This window comes from Glutamicibacter sp. TV12E (assembly GCF_052441935.1).
Classification (GTDB): Bacteria; Actinomycetota; Actinomycetes; order Actinomycetales; family Micrococcaceae; genus Glutamicibacter.
In genome coordinates, this window is sequence record NZ_JBQVVF010000001.1 from 1,622,542 (window position 1) to 1,639,442 (window position 16,901).

Below are 16,901 nucleotides of genomic sequence, written 5' to 3' on the forward strand. Positions count from 1 at the left end.
GGAGCAACCATGAGCGAAAACACCCTCGTCTACACCAATGCCACGATCCACACCATGGACGCCGACCTCACCACCGTGGATGCCTTAGCGGTGGCAGATGGCCGGATCATGGCCCTCGGAGACGCCGCCCGCGCCTTGCTGGCGGCCGGAGCCCAAGAGGTGGACCTGGGCGGACGCACCGTCCTGCCCGGGCTGATCGATGCCCACATCCACCATGTGCAAGGCGGCAAGAAGGAGCTCTTCGACTTCTGCGTGGCACCCACCGCCAGCCTGGAAGAGATCCTGCAGCAGATCGCAAAGGAAGCCGCCGCATTGCCCGAAGGCGCCTGGCTCACCGGCGGATCGGTGGGCTCCGGGCTCATCGACCAAGTCAACACCGCGCAGGCCCTGGCCCGGCTGGACGAAGCCTGCGCCGGGCATCCGGTGCTGCTCACCGACGACTCGCTGCACAACCGCTGGGCCAATTCGCTGGCGCTCGAGCTGGCCGGAATAGGCCAAGGCACGCCGGACCCGGCCGGCGGCCAGATCTGCCGCGACGCGCAGGGCCAGGCCACGGGGTGGCTGGTGGAAGCGGCAGGCATGATGGCCGAAAAGGCCAAGGAGCGCCTGGACCCCTTCGACCTGGACAAGCTCGTCGAATCCAGCGCCCGCGGCGTGGCCGAATGCAACGCCTTCGGCATCACCGGTTTCCAGGACGCCGCGACTTCGATGCAGATCATGCAGGCGGTCCACCGGCTCGATACGGCCGGGCAGCTCAACGCCTGGGTGGTTTCTTCCACCCCGGTCGAAGAGTTCATCTTCGGCTACGAGCCGGTGGGCCAGCCGGTCATCGAGTCCATGCCCGGCACCGCCAGCGAACACCACCGGCCCAGCTACATCAAGATCTTCCTCGACGGGGTGCCGCCCACGCGCACCGCCGCCTTCCTGAACCCCTACAAGGGCGCGGCCGAATCCGACCCGTGTTCGCACGGCAAGATGACCATGAGCCAGGACCAGCTGGCCGGCTGGCTGCTGCGCACCGCGCCGCTGGGCGTCGGCGCGAAAATCCACTGCACCGGGGATGCTTCGGTGCGCGCGGTGCTCGACGCCGTCGCCCAGGTGCGGGCCGCCGGATTCACCGATATCGGCTACCAGGTGGCCCACGGGCAGTTCATCCACCCCGATGACCTGCCGCGTTTCGCCCAGCTGGAGGTGTCGGCAGATATCTCCCCGGCCATCTGGTATCCGGGAGTAATCACCGAAACCTTCCACGAGGTGCTCGACGAGCCGCAGGCTTCCCAGGTGCAGCCCAACCGCCTGCTGCTTGAGCATGGGGCGCGCATCGCCGCCGGCAGCGACTGGCCTGTGGCGCCGAGCCCCAATCCCTGGCCAGCCATCTACGGCCTGGTCACCCGCAAGGACCCCAGCGGTGCCTTCCCCGGAGCGCTGTGGGAGGAGCAGGCCATGACCATCGCCGAGGCGCTGACCGCCTACACTCGCGCGGCCGCCGAGGCCTGCGGCCTGGCCGATGCCACCGGCAGCCTGGAGATCGGCAAATCCGCGGACTTCACGGTGCTGCCCATCGACCCCATGGCGGTCCCGGCCGAGCAGCTCATCGACTTGCGCCCCGAATCCACCTACTTCGCCGGCCGCCGCGTCTACGCGGCGCAGAGCACGGCATCACGCGGCTAGCGCCGCCCGATCACAGGAGCCTTCCATGTCCCCTATCGCCCGCAATGCCGAACGCAGCATCTACATCTATATCGCCGCCATCTCCGCCGTGCTCAACGCCGTCCTGCTGGTGGCCCCGATCCTGGCCTCGAAGCTCAGCGCCGACCTGGGGCTCCAGCCGGCGCAGGTGGGGCTGATCGCCTCGGTGGAGCTGGGCTGCTTCTCGCTGGCCACGGTCCCGGCCTTCCTGTGGCTGCGCAAGGTCAACATCCGGACCTTGACCATCGCCTGCCTGCTCGTGGTGGTTGCCGGCAACGTCGTCTCGGCGCTGGCCGGCAGCTTCGCCATGCTGCTGGGCATCCGCGCCATCACCTCCTTCGCCGCCGGTTCGATCATCGTGGTGATCCTCTCGCTCAGCGCCAAGGCGGCCAATCCCTCGCGGGCCTACGGGCTTTTCGTGGTCAGCCAGCTGGCCATGGGCGCGGTGATCCTGTTCCTGTTCCCGCTGATCTATGCGCAGCGCCCGGTCTCGGCGGTCTACCTGACCCTGGCGGTGCTGGCAGCCCTTTGCCTGATCTGCGCCCGCTGCGTGCGCGGCGACGAGCTGCGCGCGGTCCCCGGGGAACGCTCCGCGGCCAAGCGCCGGGTCTTCCCCTTCGCCTGCGCCCTGGTGGCGGTGCTCGGCTTCTACATTGCCCTGGGTGGCGTGTGGACCTTCATGGGCCAGATCGCCATCGGTTCGGGGATCGAGCTGGACACCGCCTCGAGCATGATCGGCATTGCCACGCTCTTCGGGGTAGCGGCTTCCTTCGCCAGCACGCTGGTCGGCGAGAACTCCCTGGCACGCTACTTCGTCCTCGGCGGCTTCGCCTTGATGGGCATCTCGGTCGCCTTGCTCTACGGGATGCCCGGAATGGTGCGTTTCGTGCTGGCCGCGGTGCTGTTCAAGATCGCCTGGAGCTGGCTGCTGCCCTTCCTGCTGGCCGAGGTCTCCCGCGTCGGCGGCCCCCAGGTGATGAACGCGACCAATATGGCCATTGGCGGGGGCCTGGCCATAGGCCCGCTGCTGGCCGGCTCGATCATCCAATCCGCTGGCGGATTCACCGTGATGCTTTCGGTGGCGCTGGGGATCCTGGCCGTGGCGGTACTTGCATCGGTCGTGGTATTCCGCGCCTCGGACGCGCGGGCCACCGCTCTGGAGGAACCGGCGTCCCGACCGGTGGGGCCGGTGGCCTCCTAGGCCACGATTCTGGCTGCGACGTCCACAAAGGCCGCGACCCCGGGCGCTGGCTGCTCGTCGCGCGTGGCGAGCAGGACCCGGACCCGGTGCCCGGTCTCCAGCGGGACAAAGCGCACTCCGGGTCTGGCATAGGAGGAAATCACCGAGGAGCCGGCGATATTCAGCCCGATGCCGGCCGCCACCAGCTCCATGGCCTCATCCGCCGAGTCCACCAGCGCCTTGATGGCGCAGCGCTGGGGCAACAGGGGATCGATGGTCTCGTACCAGCCGGGACGCGTCGCTTCATCCGCGGCCTCGCTGAGGGCCGGGCCGATCAGCGTCTCGCCGAACAGGTCTGCCACGGCCATGCGGTCCTGGCCGGCGCACCGGTGCCCCGCCGGAAGGGCAACCACCAGCTGCTCGGTCCACAATTCGGTGCTCTGCATTCCGGCGTAGCGCGCGTGGGGATCCAGCTCGAAGATCAATGCGCAGTCCACCTGCCGGGTGCTGAGCGCGCGCAGTCCTCCGGTGAAGCCGCTGGGCCGCAACCTCAAATCCACCCGCGGCATTCGCACGGCGGCAGCCTGCAGAATGGATCGCAACCCGGCGCTGGAGGCAGGGGTGCCGATCTGCAACACCGAATCCTGCGGCGCGCGGGACCAGCGGGAGATGTTCTCCGCGGCATCCAGGGCTTTGCGGGCCAGTGCCACCAGTTCCTGGCCGCGCCCGGTCAGCAGCACCGCCCGCGGGCTGCGCTCGAAGAGCTTGCAGTCCAGTTGGCGCTCCAGCGCGGAAATCTGGGCGCTGAGCGTGGAGGGGCTCACGTGCAGCAGCGCGGAGGCCCGGGCGAAATGCAGGGTATCGGCCACCGCCATGAAACAGCGCAATTGATGCAGGGTAAGATCCACGCTTCGAGCGTAGCCCATGCACCCGGCGAACCCGTGGCGCCGCGGAACACCCCGCGTTGCACTGGTGATTCAGGTTTTCCGAATGCTGCTTCGGTTTTTCCTGATGGCCAGCGATGCCCTGCCGGGCAGAAGATGGAAAGATGACTTCCTCTTCTTCGAGCTATCCGGTACGCAGCGAAGCGGCGTTGGAGTATCCCGGCGGGGACGGGGCCGCGCAGCTGATGGACCTCTATCTCCCGGATGCCGGCGGGCCCTTGATTCCAGTGGTGATATGGCTGCATGGCGGCGGCTGGTTCACCGGCGACCGCACCCTGGCCCCGGATCTGGCCGGCACCGCGGCCCGCACCGGCATCGCCTTTGCCTCCATCGAGTACCGGCTCTCCGGGGAAGCGAAATTCCCGGCACCGCTGGATGATGTCATTGCCGCGATCCGGCACCTGCGCACCCAAGGGGAGCAGTGGGGAATAGATGGCCAGCGCATCGGGCTGTGGGGCGCTTCAGCTGGCGCCCATCTGGCCGCCGTGGCCGCCCTGGCAGCCTCTTCCGGTGCGCCGGCCGACGCGCAGGTCAGCTGCGTGGCGGCCTGCTACCCGCCGGTCGACCTGGAGCTGATTATCGCAACGCAGCCCGCCGGGACGACCTGGCGGCAGACTCCCGAGGGACGCCTGCTGGGAGAAGAGCCGGGCACGGACGCCGGCCGGAAGGCGGCCCAGGCGGCGAATCCGCTGACCCACGTCTCGGAGAACGCCCCGCCGTTCCTGCTCTGCCACGGCACCGCCGATGCACTGGTCCCGCCGGTGCACTCGCAGATGCTCTTCGAGGCGCTGGCTTCCCATTCAACCGACGCCCGCTTGTACCTGCTCGAAGGCTACCGGCATGGATTCGCCAATCCGCCGGGCCGCCTGGATGTCCAGATCGCGGCCGTCATGGACGACGGACGGCTCCAGGCCGAATCCAGCGCCGCTGCCGTACTCAGGGACACCAGTGATCCAGAACCACGGGATACCTCGTTCAGCTTCGGGCGCATCGAGGAATTCCTGGCCGCGCACCTGCGCCCCTGCGCACCCAAGCCCCTTGCAGAATCAGGAGAAACCGCATTATGAGCACCATTGATCTGGAACGCATCCATTCTCTGGCCCCGGTGGTCAATGCCCTGCCCGGCGAACCCGTTCCCTATTACCTCGCCTCGGGCGAAGGAGAACGGCACGAAGTCGACGGCCAGCTGATCACCGTGGCCGCCCGCACCCAGGACACCGGCGGGCTTTTCGAGGCGGCCTTCATCCTCGGCCCGGCCGGAGCAGGCAGCACCGGCTGCGCACTGGACGCCGTGCAGCGCTCTTTCTTCGTAGTCGATGGCTGCGTGCAGGCCACCGTGGCCGGGCGCACCCGCATCCTGGTCCAGGGCGATTCCTTCCATGTGGCACCCGGCGAAGCCCTGGAGTACCGGCTGCTGAGCCATATGACCCGGCTGTTCATGTTCAGCGCTCCGGGCGGTGCGCTGGCCGATTTGCTGGGCGGAGGGGTGCGCACCGAAAGGCATCTGTTCACCATGGATTCCCCGGCGCCCGCGCAGCTGCAGCTCCCGCAGGGCGTCGAGTCCGGAAGGTCGCTGCACTTGCCGACAGTGCAGGGCGGATACTTCCTGAATGCCGGCGGCGGCGACCACCGGGCGTGGCCCGACGCGCTGAACAGCTATCTGGCGCGGCCCTCGAACACCGGCGGACGCTACTTCGCGGTCAATACGCTGGCCGCGGTGCAGCCCTACATCATCCGCCATTTCCATCGGCTGCACACCGAGAACTTCATCTGCCTTTCCGGGCGCGTCTGGCTCTGGGTCAATGGACAAGAGCTGCTGCTGACCGCGGGCGACTTCCTGCATGCGCCGGCCGGAACCATCCACAGCTTCGCCATCGGCGCGCATAATACCCAGATGCTCGGCCTGCTCACCGGCGGGGTCTTCGAGAAGTTCTTCGACGTGACTTCCGGACCGGCCCATGCCCCGGTGTATTCCGAAGGCCTGGTCGACCCCTCCACGGTGATCGCCGGGATCCAGTCGAACCCCGATTTGGATCTGCAGGTGGTCGGCCCGCCGCCGGAGCGCACTATCGCGCCGGGACTGTAGCACGTCCATCGGCCAGGAGGCTGGAGACAGGCAGGCGATTTGCCTATCGCCAGCCAGGTTTCGCACGCACCTGGGATGCGCCGGCACGCAATTGCTGTGCCCGCGGCCCAACGTTTATGCTGTACCTCGCACTAAATACCGGCGCATATTCGTGCTGGTTGATCTTTTCTCCAGTGAGGTAGCCATGGCAGGAACACAAGACCCCCCATTGCCGGCGCCGCAGGAACCGCAGGGTTCCTCCGGCACCGCGACCGGCACACCGGCGCAGCCCCAGCGGCTTCGCTCGCGCCACGTGATGATGATTACCCTCGGAGGCATCATCGGCGCCAGCCTGTTCGTCGGTTCGGGCAACGTCATCCGCTCGGTGGGGCCAGCGGCCATCATCTCCTACCTCATTGGAGGCCTGCTGGTATTTCTTGCCATGCGGATGCTCGGTGAGATGGCCGCCGCACGCCCAACGATCGGTTCCTTCATGGAATATGCCCGAGTAGGGCTGGGCAATTGGGCCGCTTATCTGGTGGGCTGGCTGTACTGGTATTTCTGGGTCGGGGTGCTCGCCTACGAAGCGGTGCTTGGCGGTGAAACCCTGAACTCCTGGTTTGCCTTCGTTCCGGCATGGGCCTGGTCGCTGATCTTGATCCTGGTATTCATCGGCACCAATGCGATTTCGGTGCGCACCTTCGGCGAGGTCGAATTCTGGCTGGCGAGCATCAAGGTCCTGGCCATCGTGGTCTTCCTCGGCGCTGGCCTGCTCTTCGCGTTGGGCCTGTGGCCTGATGCCGAAATTTCGGTCAGCAACCTGTGGGATCACGGCGGCTTTGCCCCCAATGGGTTCGGGGTGGCGCTCACCGGTGTGGCGCTGGTGATCTTCTCCTACTTCGGCACAGAGATCGCGGTGATGGCCGCCGCCGAGTCGGAGGATCCGGCCAAGGGAATCAAGCAGGCCACCAGCACCGTGATCTGGCGTATCCTGCTCTTCTTTGTCGGCGCCGTATTGATCATCACCATGGTGATTCCATGGGATGAGCTGCCTGAGCCGGTGAACGTGGCCGCCGCGCCATTCACCCAGGTCTTCGAGCTGCTCGGCCTGCCCGGAGCCGCGATGATCATGCAGCTGGTCATCTTCACCGCGGTGATTTCCGTGCTCAACTCCGGGCTGTATTCGGCCTCGCGGATGTTCGCCGCCCTGGCTGATCAGGGGTTCGCTCCCAAGTTCGTGGCCCGCCGTTCCAAGAACGGCGTCCCGCTGTGGGCGCTGGTGGCTTCCACTTCCGGTGCGGTGATCGCGACCATCGTGAACTTCGCTGCTCCCGATTCGGGCGTCTTCGACTTCATCATGAACTCCGCAGGCCTGGTGGCATTGTTCGTCTACGTCTTCATTTCGCTGACGCAGATGCGCTTGCGCCAGAAGATGACGGCGGAAGAAGTCGCGGGTCTGAAGCTGAAGATGTGGCTGCACCCGTGGCTGAACATCCTGCTGTTTGCCGCCATCGCCGGCGTGCTGGGTGTCATGCTCAGCTCCGAGAGCGGCCGGACCCAGGTGTGGACCAGCTTGCTGGCCACTGTGGTGCTGGTTGCCCTGTGGCCGCTGGTGCGCAGGAACCTGAAGAAGCGCGGTGCCTCGGACGGCGCGCCAGCGATCCAAGACGACAACGAAGGTGAGCGCATCAGCGAGCACTAGGGATTATTCAGCAGGCAGCAATCGCCCCCAGCCGTACATCGCGGCTGGGGGCGATTGTCGTCGAAGTTCCCGGAGGTATTGACATGACGCAACAGGGGATTATGCCTCCCTGGCCCTCGTATTGACCTGGCCGCGGCCGCGGGAAGTGCTTTTGCGTGGCGCGTGCACGCGTGCCAGCGACGGCAGCTCAAGGGGTGCACTCAATTCAAAGCTCAACCGGGGCCAGCAGTTGGCCAATAAACGAGGTGCCGATGATCCACAAGCGTTTTCCCGCCCCAAACCTGGCTCAATGCCAAGTGAACGGCATGCACTGGGCTGCCCGTTGGCTCGAAGCCGCCGCCGGAGGTTGCTGATCGCCTGCTTCGCACTCTTCCAGTCGTGCACCGGCTATGCCACAGGTTGTTCCCGCGTTCTGGACACCCCAGGAACGAAGCTGACAATGACGAGGCTGAGCCACGTGGTGAGAACAAATGGCCACGTATAAGTAGGGATGCCAAGCAGTTCTACGAGCGAGCTAACAGGCAAAAGCAAGAATAATGCGCCCAGGGCCACCAGCCACGGAATCCATTTTCCTGCGATGAAAACCGTGCCCAGCGCGATGGCAACGAGGACTCCATTGCAGCCGGTCAGCCCGAGATGGATCGGCGTGCCTGTCTCTCTCAACAGGATCGAAGCCATGGATTCAAAAGCAGCTCCCAATAGCGCGGCGAGTCCCATTTTCCACTGTGCAATGAATAGTCCAGCTAGGATGATGCCTCCGGTAAGGGCGCTGTCCACTAGCACCACTTCGGAAATGCCACTGAGAACAGCGTGGAGGAAATAGCCGATGAACTGCTCATTGACGGGTCCTATAGGGGCTTGCCCCTGGTGGGGTTTAGTCGTAGCAATGAGCATGACCCCGGAGACTGTGCAGAATGGTGCCGTGAGACATGGCAGATTGAAGTGGCGGAGGCTTGGCAAGTTGAACAGCAGCCCGATACCCTTCGCTACCGGGATGGTTGCGATGCCGCCAATCACTGAGATGAGAGCCGATACTTCGCCGGATCCCAAGGATGCGAAGGCCGCCGCGCCGACCAGGGCCCCGCAAAATCCCTGCATGCCCAGGGCGACGCTGTTCTTTTCTCCATCGGTGACTTTTGAACTGAAGATAGCGGCAAGTGCACCCAATATCACCATGAGCGCCATATCTAAATCGTAGAGTGCAAAAGCTACGAAGAATAGGAGACCGGTGAGCGAATTTGACGAGAAGAAGATCTGGGCAAGGCTCCTGCTCAATGGGCAGAGGTAGACCAGAATAATTGACTTGCACACGCTAAACGAGGTGCTCGTGGCCGGAGCGTTCATAGTTGGTGACTTCCCGAAGAAAAGCGAGCAGTGGTGCTCTTTGGCTGGTTGTGGCACAGGTTGCTTATTGCTGAGTCCATGCCGGAGTTGAGCGAGTTCTGCTTCCTGCTGGAACATGTTGAAATAGGGCGGTTCCAGATTATGAAGGCACGCACTCTGGTGGGCGCGAATGCTTCTGGGAAAACTGCAATGTTCAACTGGAACACCGAACTCGAGACCGGCCAAACTTCTGGGCGCCAATTGAGTTATTGGGACTCATTATTTGTCTGAAGCCTGTCGTGAAAGTTTGTCTTTGAATGCTCATCGGAAGTCATGAATTCTGGATTTGAGACGCATTTTAATTATCGATCTGTGCAACTTTCTTCACTTATCAAGAGAAACTGGCTGAATCCTGGAATGAATTGAATACTGCGAGTTTCGCATGAAGCCGTTTGGCCGTTTTGTGCCCCAGGACACATCGTAATGCTATGCAGGTGGCGTATAGTTCAACAAAACCGCTATGGAATGTGACTCAGGTCGCTCCGCGCAAGGCTGTCCAGGGCATGATCAAGTCAGATCTGGCACCCACGTGGCGGGTGGACTTGGCCGTGACGGAGTCCGACTCGCGCCAGTTCCACGGCGACAGGCCTTTCTGCTCCACCAATCTGAAGACCGATCAGGGACTGGAGCAGGTTATTGCGTGCCTGAAGCACGATGTCCTCACGGCAGATCTCGCCCAGTGAGCACCGCCACCGGAGAGATCAGCCTGGATATCGCGGCTCGCTGCTGGACACGGACAACTTGTTGCTGGAACCAATTGGAGTGGCACTGCTTGAATCCATGGATTCGTTGGAAGGCGGCAGTCACTTGGTTTCTATGCTGGTGGTAGACCAGCAGCTGGTCGAGCACGTGCGTGGACTCGCCGCTGAGTCGGCTAATGGAGTGTACTGCGGAATCAGTGCGCTCGCGGGCCCGGGCTTAGCACTGCGTGCGCTGGGCGAGACGGCTTCAAGGCAATCACGGTCGCAAAGTGCTCCGGTCTCATGAAGGACGAGCGCTTAGCGAAGCGGGCGCGGGGCAGCCATGCGGCCTGCAAATGGCTTCACCGCCGACAGGCCAGAATTCAGCCGTTGCTGCGCACCGCGCCGGCAGCGGCGGGTGCAGAAGCAGCAGGTGCTGCCTTCACCGCTGGCGCCGTGGTGCCGGAATCGGGACGTCCGGAATGCTTCGAACCACGCTGTGAGGGGCTCATCCCCGCAACGGCCACCGCGCAGACCGAGGTGAGCACCAGCGACAGTGCTGGGGCGAAGACCGTCCAGGGGGCGCGCTCGACGTAGCCGATGCCTTCGGACAGCAGCAATCCCCATTCCGGGGTGGGCGGCTGTGCACCCAGGCCCAGGAAGCCCAACGCTGCCAGCGCCAAGGCCACTCCGGGAAGGCGCAGCATGCCATGGCGCAGCAAGGCCGGGATGATAGCCGGCAACAAGTGCTTGACGAAGATTTCCCCGCGGCGAACCCCGGACAGCGGCAGCCAGCGGATATGCGGCATGGCCCGCGCTTCCTCGATAAGTGCCGCGGCATGGGCGGACAACGGGGGCCAGGTCACCCACAGCACCGCCACGGCGGCGCCGATCACCGAGGGCCCGAGCAGCGCGGCAATCACGACGCCGGCCAGAATTGGCGGGGTGGCATTGGCAATCGCCGACGGCCCGCGGGAGGTCTCGCCCAGCCCGGCCAGCAGCAGGCCAATGGCCACGGCGCACAGCACGATCAGCACCGCCGGGGCCACCGTGCCCAGGGTTCCATGGGCCACCCGGCCCAGCAGGTCACGTCCGCTGGCATCAGCACCGAAAGGCAGAGCCCAGCTCGGCGCGGCCAGCCGCTGGTGGCTGATCGCGTAGGGGTCGCGGGGCAAGCCGAAGGCCATGATGGCCAGCAGGCCGGTGCAGGTGATTCCCGCGGTCCAGCGCAGCAAGGAGGATTTGCCGCGGAATTCCGGTGGGGCGGAGAGGGCACCGGCAGGCAGCGGGCCGCCGCGCAGCCAGCGCCGGGCGGCGGTGGCCAGAATTCCAATGAGCAATGCCGTACCGGCCATCAGCAGCAATCCCGCCTGCAACGCAGGGATATCCTGCGCATTGGCCGAGCCGAGCAGGAAGCGTCCCAGCCCGGGAATGGCGAAGACCTGTTCCACGGCCACCGCCCCTCCCAGCAGGCCGATGAACACCAGGCCGAACTGGTCGATGATTCCAGCCGCCGCACGGCGCAGCACCCCGGCCAGCAGCACCGTTCCCCGGGCCCCGGCCATCCGCCAGATCATCACCCAGCGCTCGCCGGCTACCGAGGCAATGGCATCGGCCAGCAGCCGGCCCAGCAGCCCGCCGGCCGGGATGCCCAGAGCCAGTGCCGGTAAGACCGCGGTCTCCAGCCCACTCCAGCCATAGGGCGGCAGCCAGTCCAGCTTCACCGCAACCAGCACCAGCAGGATGCTGGCCAGCAGGAATTCGGGCAGGGCGGTCAGTGCAACGCCCAGCGGCCCGGAACCGGTCTGCGGCTTATCGCGCAGCACCTTGAGCATCGCCGGGGTGATCAGGCACAGTGCAACCAGCAGGGCCACCGCGCTGGCGAAGGCCGTGAGCGTGGCCGAGACGGACAGGGCCTGCCAGGCTCCGGGGCCGATCGGTGCGCCGCTGACCCAGGAAGAGCCCAGGTCTCCGCGCAGCACCCCGGCCCACCACTGCAGGCTCGAATGCAGCGGGCCCTGGTCCAACCCCAGCTGCTCGCGGATGGCGGCCAGCGCCTGCGGTGTCGGCTCCAGCTCCGCATAGCGCGCCCGCAGCACTGCGGCGGCCGGATCGGTGCGCGAGAGCCAGGGCAAGGCTCCGGCGAGCAGGAGCAGCACCAGTGCGCTGAGCAGATAGGAGGCGGCGGAAACCAGCGGGGTCTTCTGCCTGGTGAAGCGGGGGAATTTCATGCGGTGTGCCTTCGGGCTACTTGGCGTCGCGCTGCGTCTGCGTGGTGACCAGCGCGCGTTCACGCGGATCCCGGGCAGCACCGGATACGGCGGCATTTTCGCCCTGGATCACCCGCTCGTGCAGCAGCGGGATGGCCGCGTCGGTGCCCAGGATCCTTGCTTCGGCCATCATGATGGCGCGCTGGCGGCCGGTGCCGGCCTCGGTTTCCGATGCGCTGGTGATGCTCTTTTCGACCTGGGCATCGCACAGCTGGGAGATGGCGAAGCCGCCCTCGCAGGTGAAGTCCGAGGCGAAATAGGCCACCGGGTCACCGGAGTCCAGGACCGTGGCGCGGGAGAGGATGAAGGCGTCGAAGGCGCCGTCCAGGGCGTCGGCCTCGATGTACTGGTATTCGCGCACATCCTGCTGGACCTCGAAGCCGGCCGCTTCCAGCTGCTGCTCGAGGATGACGGCCACCTCGGGAAGCTCCGCGCGGTCGGTGAAGGTGCCCAGCGAGATCTTGACGTCCTTGACCTTGGCCGGTTGCGCGCGGTGGCCCAGCAGTTCCTTGTATTCGGCATCGTCGCGGTACCCGGCGGCGTAGGGCAGTGCCGGGCCGAGCAGGCCTTCGGCGACATCGGCGCGGTCCTCGTAGACGGATCCGATGATGGCGGCGCGGTCGATGGCTTCACGGGCGGCCGCGCGCACCGCGGGATCGGCGAAGGGGCCCTTCTTGGTGTTCAGGTACAGCGTATTGGTCCGCGGCATCGGGACCTCGGTGAGCAGTTCCTGGTCCACGGTGGAGGCCTGGCCAGCCGGAATGGCCTCGACGATGTCGGCCTCGCCGGTGCGCAGCGCCGCGGTGCGGGCCGTTCCGTCCGGAACGAATTTCACGTCGATGCCCTCAGCGGCGGCCGGCTCGCCCCAATAGCCTTCGAAGCGTTCCAGCGTCGCCCCGGAGATGCCGTCCACCGCGGTGATCTTGAACGGGCCGGTTCCGGTGTTCACCGGATCGACCCCGTGATCGGTGTAGGCGGCAGCGTCGAAGATGGCCAGCTGCGGGCTGGAAAGGCGCTGGGGCAGCAGCGGGTCGGGATCGCCAGTGGTGATCTGCAGGGTGTGCTCGTCGACCACGGCGACTTTCAAGGCGGTCCCGTTGAGGATGCGCGGCACGGGGGTGGAATCAATGGCCGCCTGCAGCGAGTTGGCGGCCGCCGCGGCCGTCAGGGGTTCGCCGTTGTGGAAGCTGACGCCCTCGCGGATGGTGATGTCCCAGGTCGTGTCGCTGGTGCGCTCCCATGCGGTGGCCAGCCCGGGGGTGGCATCGCCGGATTCGTTGAGGGTCACCAGGGTTTCGGCGGTGGACCAGCGTGAGAGCTTGAATGCGTCATCGCTCAACGGGTCCAGGCCCGAGCGGGGCGGCTGCATGTGGGCCACCGAAATGCGGTCGGTGCTGCCGGCCGGCTCAGCGGAGGCGGAGAAGCAGCCGGTCAGCGCCAAAGTGGCAGCGAGCGGGACCAGGAGGAAGGGCAGGGAGGTGCTGCGGCGACGAGTCATGGAAGTGTGTTTCCTTGCAGATGGATCGGTGAGGTGCGGTGCTCAGCGCGGCGCGCTGATGGATAGCTGGCGTGTACAGCGGGCCGCGAGCTGCAGGTCATGGGTGATCAGCAGCAGCGCGATGCCGGTGTCTTTCGCGGTTGTGAACAAATTTTCTGCCACTTCGCCCGCGGTGGCGGAGTCCAGGGCGCTGGTGGGTTCATCGGCGACCAGCAGCGCCGGGGCAACAACCAGCGCGCGGGCCAAGGCCGCCCGCTGTGCCTGGCCGCCGGAGAGCTCGCGTGGACGCCGGTCCAGCAAGGAGGGGTCGAATCGGGCCACGTGGGCAGCCCGCTCGACTTGCTCTTCGGCATCGGCCTGCGGTGCCAGGCGCGAGAGCGCCAGGTGCAGGGAAGCGCGTATGGAATACCGCGGCACGAAGGCCGCCGCGGCATCCTGCGGGACGCCTTGGACAAGGTGCCTGCGCTGGGCCGAGAGATTCCTGCCGGGCAGCGACCACGGCTCACCGAGCACCTTCACCTGCCCCGCGGACGGGGTGCCCAGTCCCAGGATGATGTCGGCCAGCGTGGATTTTCCGGCACCGGAAGCACCGGTGATGGCCAGGGATTCCCCCGCGTCCATGGACAGGGAGAGAGGGGCCAGAACCTGCCGGGCGCTGGGGCCGGTGCCGCGCATTGCCGCTACTGAAGATGCCTCGAGCACCGGATGGCTCATGCCGGCACCGCCTGCAGTGCGGGCCGAGGATCTTCGCGCAGCTTTCCGGAGTCCAGCTCGATGCGCCGTGTGGCCAGGGCATCGGCGACCTCTGGGTCATGGGTGACGACTACCAGTGCCTGCTGCGCGGAAACCACCGCGTCCAGCAGCCCGAGGATCCTGTCGCGTGAAGCCTCGTCCAGGGCGCTGGTGGGCTCATCGGCCAGGATCAGCGGGGCCGAGCTGAGTGCGGCCAAGGCCACCGCAGCACGTTGCGCCTGGCCGCCGGAGAGCTCTGCGGGGCGGCGCTTCAATAGCTGCGGATCATCCAGGCCTACCGAGGCGAGGGTTTCAGTGACGTCCTTGGCGTTGCGGCCGGTGGCCTTGCGCAGTTGGCGGTCCAGCGGCATCAGCGGATGCAGCGCGTCTTGGCCTCGCTGCGGTATGTAGCCGATGCGTTCGCAGCCGCTGGTGCGAGTCCCGGCGTAATCCAGCTCCGCGGCCCAGCGTCCGGTGATCATCGAGAGCAGCAGGGATTTGCCGCTGCCCGAAGGGCCTGTGATCACCAGGCGCTCGCCGGAGCGGATCTGCAGGCTCGGGATCTCCAGCAGCGGCCGGGATGCGCCGGGCAGGCAGAGCGTGCAGTTGTTCAATGAGAACAGTTCCGTGGCGCTGTGGGCGCGAGGCCGCTTCCCCTTGTTAATCATAATGAGAATGATTATCACTTAACCTGTGCGTGGCGTGCAAATCATGCCACCGGTGCAGGCGATGGGACCTTGCGGGGAGCAAGCATTTCACCTTTTACGAACCGGGCTGTTCCCCGTGCTGATCGCTCCCGGTCCCTGGGGCTGGAATCCGGTGCTTGTCAATCTGTATCGCCCCCGACGGGCACAGATATTCGGCCTCCAGCGCGGCCTGTTCATCACCTGGAGCTGGTTCTTCCTGCAGCAGCTCTGCAAAACCGCCATTTTCCGCGCGATTCTGGAAGGAACGTGGAGCAGTTAAACTGCAATTCCCCGAGGCGATGCACATGGCGCCGTGCACCCTGATTTTCATTGTTGGCTCCTCTGGGCTCTCGTGCGGTCTCGGCCGCGTGGGGATTCCTGGATGGGCAGCTCAGCCGCGGTAGCGTTGGACCAGAGGGCAGGCATAGGGGTCTTGGGTTCTCAAGCCCACTTGGTTCAGGTACGAGACTACGTGGATGAAGGCCTGGGGCAAGGTTCTTTCGGTGTACTTGATGCCCAGCTGCTTGCACTGCTGGCGGATCAGTAGTTGCGCCTCGGGAAGCCGGGAGCGTGGGATGACGGGAAACAGATGGTGCTCGATTTGGTACTGCAATCCGCCCATCAGGAATCGAACCAGCGGGCCGTCGGTGATATTCCGGGACATGAGAACTTGCCGTCTGAGGAAATCAAGATGGATACCAGGTGGGACCGTCGGCATTCCGATGTGGTTCAGCGCGAAGGCTCCACCAAGCATCACCCCGAAAACCACGAGCTGGACGCACAGGAACGCCAGCGCCTTTCCCGCAGGCAAGAACGTCCAGAGGAAATACGCCAGGGCGCCGTGCCGGGCAATGATCATCAGGAGTTCGACTAGCCGGTGCTTCACCTTCGGGGTGAAGAACAGCATCTTCAAGGAAGCAACGTGCAGGTTAAGCCCTTCGAAGCACAGCAGCGGAAGGAAGAACCAGCCCTGGAAACGGGAAATCTCAGCGGGCAAGCCCGTTCGGCGGACGCTGGCACCGGGAGTGAGAACCAGGACGGTCGATTGGACATCCGGGTCTGCGTCCTCCTTGTTCGGATGGGCATGATGGGTATTGTGCTTTGCCATCCACCAGCTGTAGCTCAGGCCCATCAGCAGTCCGGAGATGCACCGCGAGGTCCATTCGTTCCACGCCCGCGAAGCGAAGATCGAACGGTGCGCGGCTTCATGGGTCAGGAATCCAAGTTGGGTGAGGACGACGCCCGCCAGTACCGCGACGATGAGCTGAAACCAGGTATCCCCAAGGGCGGCAACCGCACCCAGGATGGCCGCCAGGGCCAGTATCCATCCCAGAATGGACGCGGCATAATAGGCGTACCTGCGCCGGACTAGGCCGGCATCATGCACCTCGGCACTTAGCTGACGGTAGCTTTCGTCATAGCGGTGGGATTTCATGGGGAGCCTCGATCAAGATGAGATTTCCTTGGACCTCCGATGGCGACAGCAGAGGCCTATGAGACCACCATAGGCTCAGCCGTCTGCCACGTATAGGTTTAACAGCTGATGTATCAGTGTGGCGGGCAATTGTGAGCGATCAAGAATCGACTGTGCGGGCTAGCGCCTCGGCGGCCGTCAATACCCGCATGAAAGCATCGAGGCCGGCTGGCAGTGATCGAGAGCAATGCAGGTTATCGTGAGGAAATGAGCTCTTTAAAGATTTCTCTCGGCGCCATCAACATGACCGCCGAAAACCCACAGGCGCAAGCGACCTTCTGGTCTGCAGTGACCGGCAACGAAATCTCCGGTGGAGGTGACAGCTTCTATCTTGCACCAAATGGGCCAGACGGCTTTGGAATGTTTTTCCAGCCAAGCAGCGGGCCACGTCTGCAGTCGCAGGATTCGCATATGGATCTCACTGTTCCTTGGGGATCACGGGCGCAAGAAGTTCAACGTGCCATCGATCTGGGTGCAACGTATCAGTGGGATGTTCTTGAAGAGCATGAACATGTTCAGTGGACCACCTTGGCTGACCCAGAAGGCAATCTCTTCTGCATTGCAGAGCATCCTCCGGTTCACTAGGCATTGGCCTGCT

14 protein-coding genes and 1 pseudogene are annotated in these 16,901 nt (G+C 65.0%); 7 read left to right on the top strand and 8 right to left on the bottom strand.

The annotated features are described in order from the left end of the window. Positions 1–9 precede the first annotated feature (9 nt). Together ACT7DV_RS07580 and ACT7DV_RS07585 are read left to right on the top strand one after the other, a co-directional pair. Positions 10–1,671 (top strand): amidohydrolase, encoded by a 1,662-nt coding sequence (locus ACT7DV_RS07580; protein WP_444661624.1) that lies wholly within the window; start codon positions 10–12, stop codon positions 1,669–1,671. A 25-nt stretch (positions 1,672–1,696) separates the two neighbouring features. Further along, the gene (locus ACT7DV_RS07585; protein ID WP_444661625.1) at positions 1,697–2,890 is read left to right on the top strand and encodes an MFS transporter; all 1,194 of its coding nucleotides are present in this window, start codon (positions 1,697–1,699) and stop codon (positions 2,888–2,890) included. Here the strand turns inward: ACT7DV_RS07585 and ACT7DV_RS07590 are convergent. Next, positions 2,887–3,777: a LysR family transcriptional regulator gene (locus ACT7DV_RS07590; protein ID WP_444661626.1), complete on the bottom strand. Its 891-nt coding sequence runs from the start codon at positions 3,775–3,777 to the stop codon at positions 2,887–2,889. The two genes, ACT7DV_RS07585 and ACT7DV_RS07590, sit on opposite strands and share 4 nt — an antisense overlap. Before the next feature lie 140 nt (positions 3,778–3,917). Here ACT7DV_RS07590 and ACT7DV_RS07595 point away from each other — a divergent pair, with 140 nt between their 5' ends. The 3 genes from ACT7DV_RS07595 to ACT7DV_RS07605 all read left to right on the top strand — a co-directional run bounded on the left by ACT7DV_RS07595 (position 3,918) and on the right by ACT7DV_RS07605 (position 7,580). After that, on the top strand, positions 3,918–4,880 hold the full coding sequence (locus ACT7DV_RS07595) for an alpha/beta hydrolase fold domain-containing protein (RefSeq protein WP_444661627.1): 963 nt from the start codon (positions 3,918–3,920) through the stop codon (positions 4,878–4,880). Continuing rightward, positions 4,877–5,899: a cupin domain-containing protein gene (locus ACT7DV_RS07600; RefSeq protein ID WP_444661628.1), complete on the top strand. Its 1,023-nt coding sequence runs from the start codon at positions 4,877–4,879 to the stop codon at positions 5,897–5,899. The genes ACT7DV_RS07595 and ACT7DV_RS07600 overlap by 4 nt, the downstream gene beginning before the upstream one ends. Positions 5,900–6,083: 184 nt before the next feature. Beyond that, entirely contained in the window at positions 6,084–7,580 is a 1,497-nt protein-coding gene (locus ACT7DV_RS07605; RefSeq protein WP_444661629.1) for an amino acid permease, read from the top strand. Between the two features lie 387 nt (positions 7,581–7,967). Here ACT7DV_RS07605 and ACT7DV_RS07610 read toward each other — a convergent pair whose 3' ends face one another. Beyond that, positions 7,968–9,041, bottom strand: coding sequence for an urea transporter (locus ACT7DV_RS07610; RefSeq protein ID WP_444661630.1), 1,074 nt, complete (start codon positions 9,039–9,041; stop codon positions 7,968–7,970). Positions 9,042–9,445: 404 nt separating this feature from the next. Between ACT7DV_RS07610 and ACT7DV_RS07615 the strand changes: the two are divergent. After that, positions 9,446–9,646: pseudogene (locus tag ACT7DV_RS07615) on the top strand (urease accessory protein UreG); the annotation flags it as partial. 380 nt (positions 9,647–10,026) lie between these two features. On the opposite strand, the gene ACT7DV_RS07620 reads toward ACT7DV_RS07615, so the two are convergent. From ACT7DV_RS07620 to ACT7DV_RS07645, 6 genes are all read right to left on the bottom strand, one after another. Beyond that, a complete protein-coding gene (locus ACT7DV_RS07620; protein ID WP_444661631.1) occupies positions 10,027–11,874 on the bottom strand; it encodes an ABC transporter permease subunit in 1,848 nt (615 codons plus the stop codon). A gap of 16 nt (positions 11,875–11,890) precedes the next feature. Then, the gene (locus ACT7DV_RS07625; RefSeq protein ID WP_444661632.1) at positions 11,891–13,411 is read right to left on the bottom strand and encodes an ABC transporter substrate-binding protein; all 1,521 of its coding nucleotides are present in this window, start codon (positions 13,409–13,411) and stop codon (positions 11,891–11,893) included. 42 nt (positions 13,412–13,453) lie between these two features. Further along, entirely contained in the window at positions 13,454–14,125 is a 672-nt protein-coding gene (locus tag ACT7DV_RS07630) for an ATP-binding cassette domain-containing protein (protein ID WP_444661633.1), read from the bottom strand. Continuing rightward, entirely contained in the window at positions 14,122–14,811 is a 690-nt protein-coding gene (locus tag ACT7DV_RS07635; RefSeq protein ID WP_444661634.1) for an ATP-binding cassette domain-containing protein, read from the bottom strand. Before ACT7DV_RS07635 ends, ACT7DV_RS07630 begins: the two co-directional genes overlap by 4 nt. Positions 14,812–14,905: 94 nt before the next feature. Continuing rightward, the gene (locus ACT7DV_RS07640) at positions 14,906–15,160 is read right to left on the bottom strand and encodes a ferredoxin (RefSeq protein WP_444661635.1); all 255 of its coding nucleotides are present in this window, start codon (positions 15,158–15,160) and stop codon (positions 14,906–14,908) included. A gap of 60 nt (positions 15,161–15,220) precedes the next feature. Further along, a complete protein-coding gene (locus ACT7DV_RS07645; protein ID WP_444661636.1) occupies positions 15,221–16,264 on the bottom strand; it encodes a fatty acid desaturase family protein in 1,044 nt (347 codons plus the stop codon). Positions 16,265–16,477: 213 nt separating this feature from the next. On the opposite strand from ACT7DV_RS07645, the gene ACT7DV_RS07650 reads away from it, so the two are divergent. Beyond that, entirely contained in the window at positions 16,478–16,888 is a 411-nt protein-coding gene (locus ACT7DV_RS07650) for a VOC family protein (protein WP_444661637.1), read from the top strand. Positions 16,889–16,901 lie beyond the last annotated feature (13 nt).

Bases quoted from the DNA above. Each gene is read 5' to 3' on its own strand.
- ACT7DV_RS07580 (WP_444661624.1), top strand. From the start codon at position 10: ATGAGCGAAAACACCCTCGTCTACACCAATGCCACGATCCACACCATG.
- ACT7DV_RS07585 (WP_444661625.1), top strand. From the start codon at position 1,697: ATGTCCCCTATCGCCCGCAATGCCGAACGCAGCATCTACATCTATATC.
- ACT7DV_RS07595 (WP_444661627.1), top strand. From the start codon at position 3,918: ATGACTTCCTCTTCTTCGAGCTATCCGGTACGCAGCGAAGCGGCGTTG.
- ACT7DV_RS07600 (WP_444661628.1), top strand. From the start codon at position 4,877: ATGAGCACCATTGATCTGGAACGCATCCATTCTCTGGCCCCGGTGGTC.
- ACT7DV_RS07605 (WP_444661629.1), top strand. From the start codon at position 6,084: ATGGCAGGAACACAAGACCCCCCATTGCCGGCGCCGCAGGAACCGCAG.
- ACT7DV_RS07610 (WP_444661630.1), bottom strand. From the start codon at position 9,041: ATGTTCCAGCAGGAAGCAGAACTCGCTCAACTCCGGCATGGACTCAGC.
- ACT7DV_RS07620 (WP_444661631.1), bottom strand. From the start codon at position 11,874: ATGAAATTCCCCCGCTTCACCAGGCAGAAGACCCCGCTGGTTTCCGCC.
- ACT7DV_RS07625 (WP_444661632.1), bottom strand. From the start codon at position 13,411: ATGACTCGTCGCCGCAGCACCTCCCTGCCCTTCCTCCTGGTCCCGCTC.
- ACT7DV_RS07630 (WP_444661633.1), bottom strand. From the start codon at position 14,125: ATGAGCCATCCGGTGCTCGAGGCATCTTCAGTAGCGGCAATGCGCGGC.
- ACT7DV_RS07635 (WP_444661634.1), bottom strand. From the start codon at position 14,811: ATGATTAACAAGGGGAAGCGGCCTCGCGCCCACAGCGCCACGGAACTG.
- ACT7DV_RS07640 (WP_444661635.1), bottom strand. From the start codon at position 15,160: ATGAAAATCAGGGTGCACGGCGCCATGTGCATCGCCTCGGGGAATTGC.
- ACT7DV_RS07645 (WP_444661636.1), bottom strand. From the start codon at position 16,264: ATGAAATCCCACCGCTATGACGAAAGCTACCGTCAGCTAAGTGCCGAG.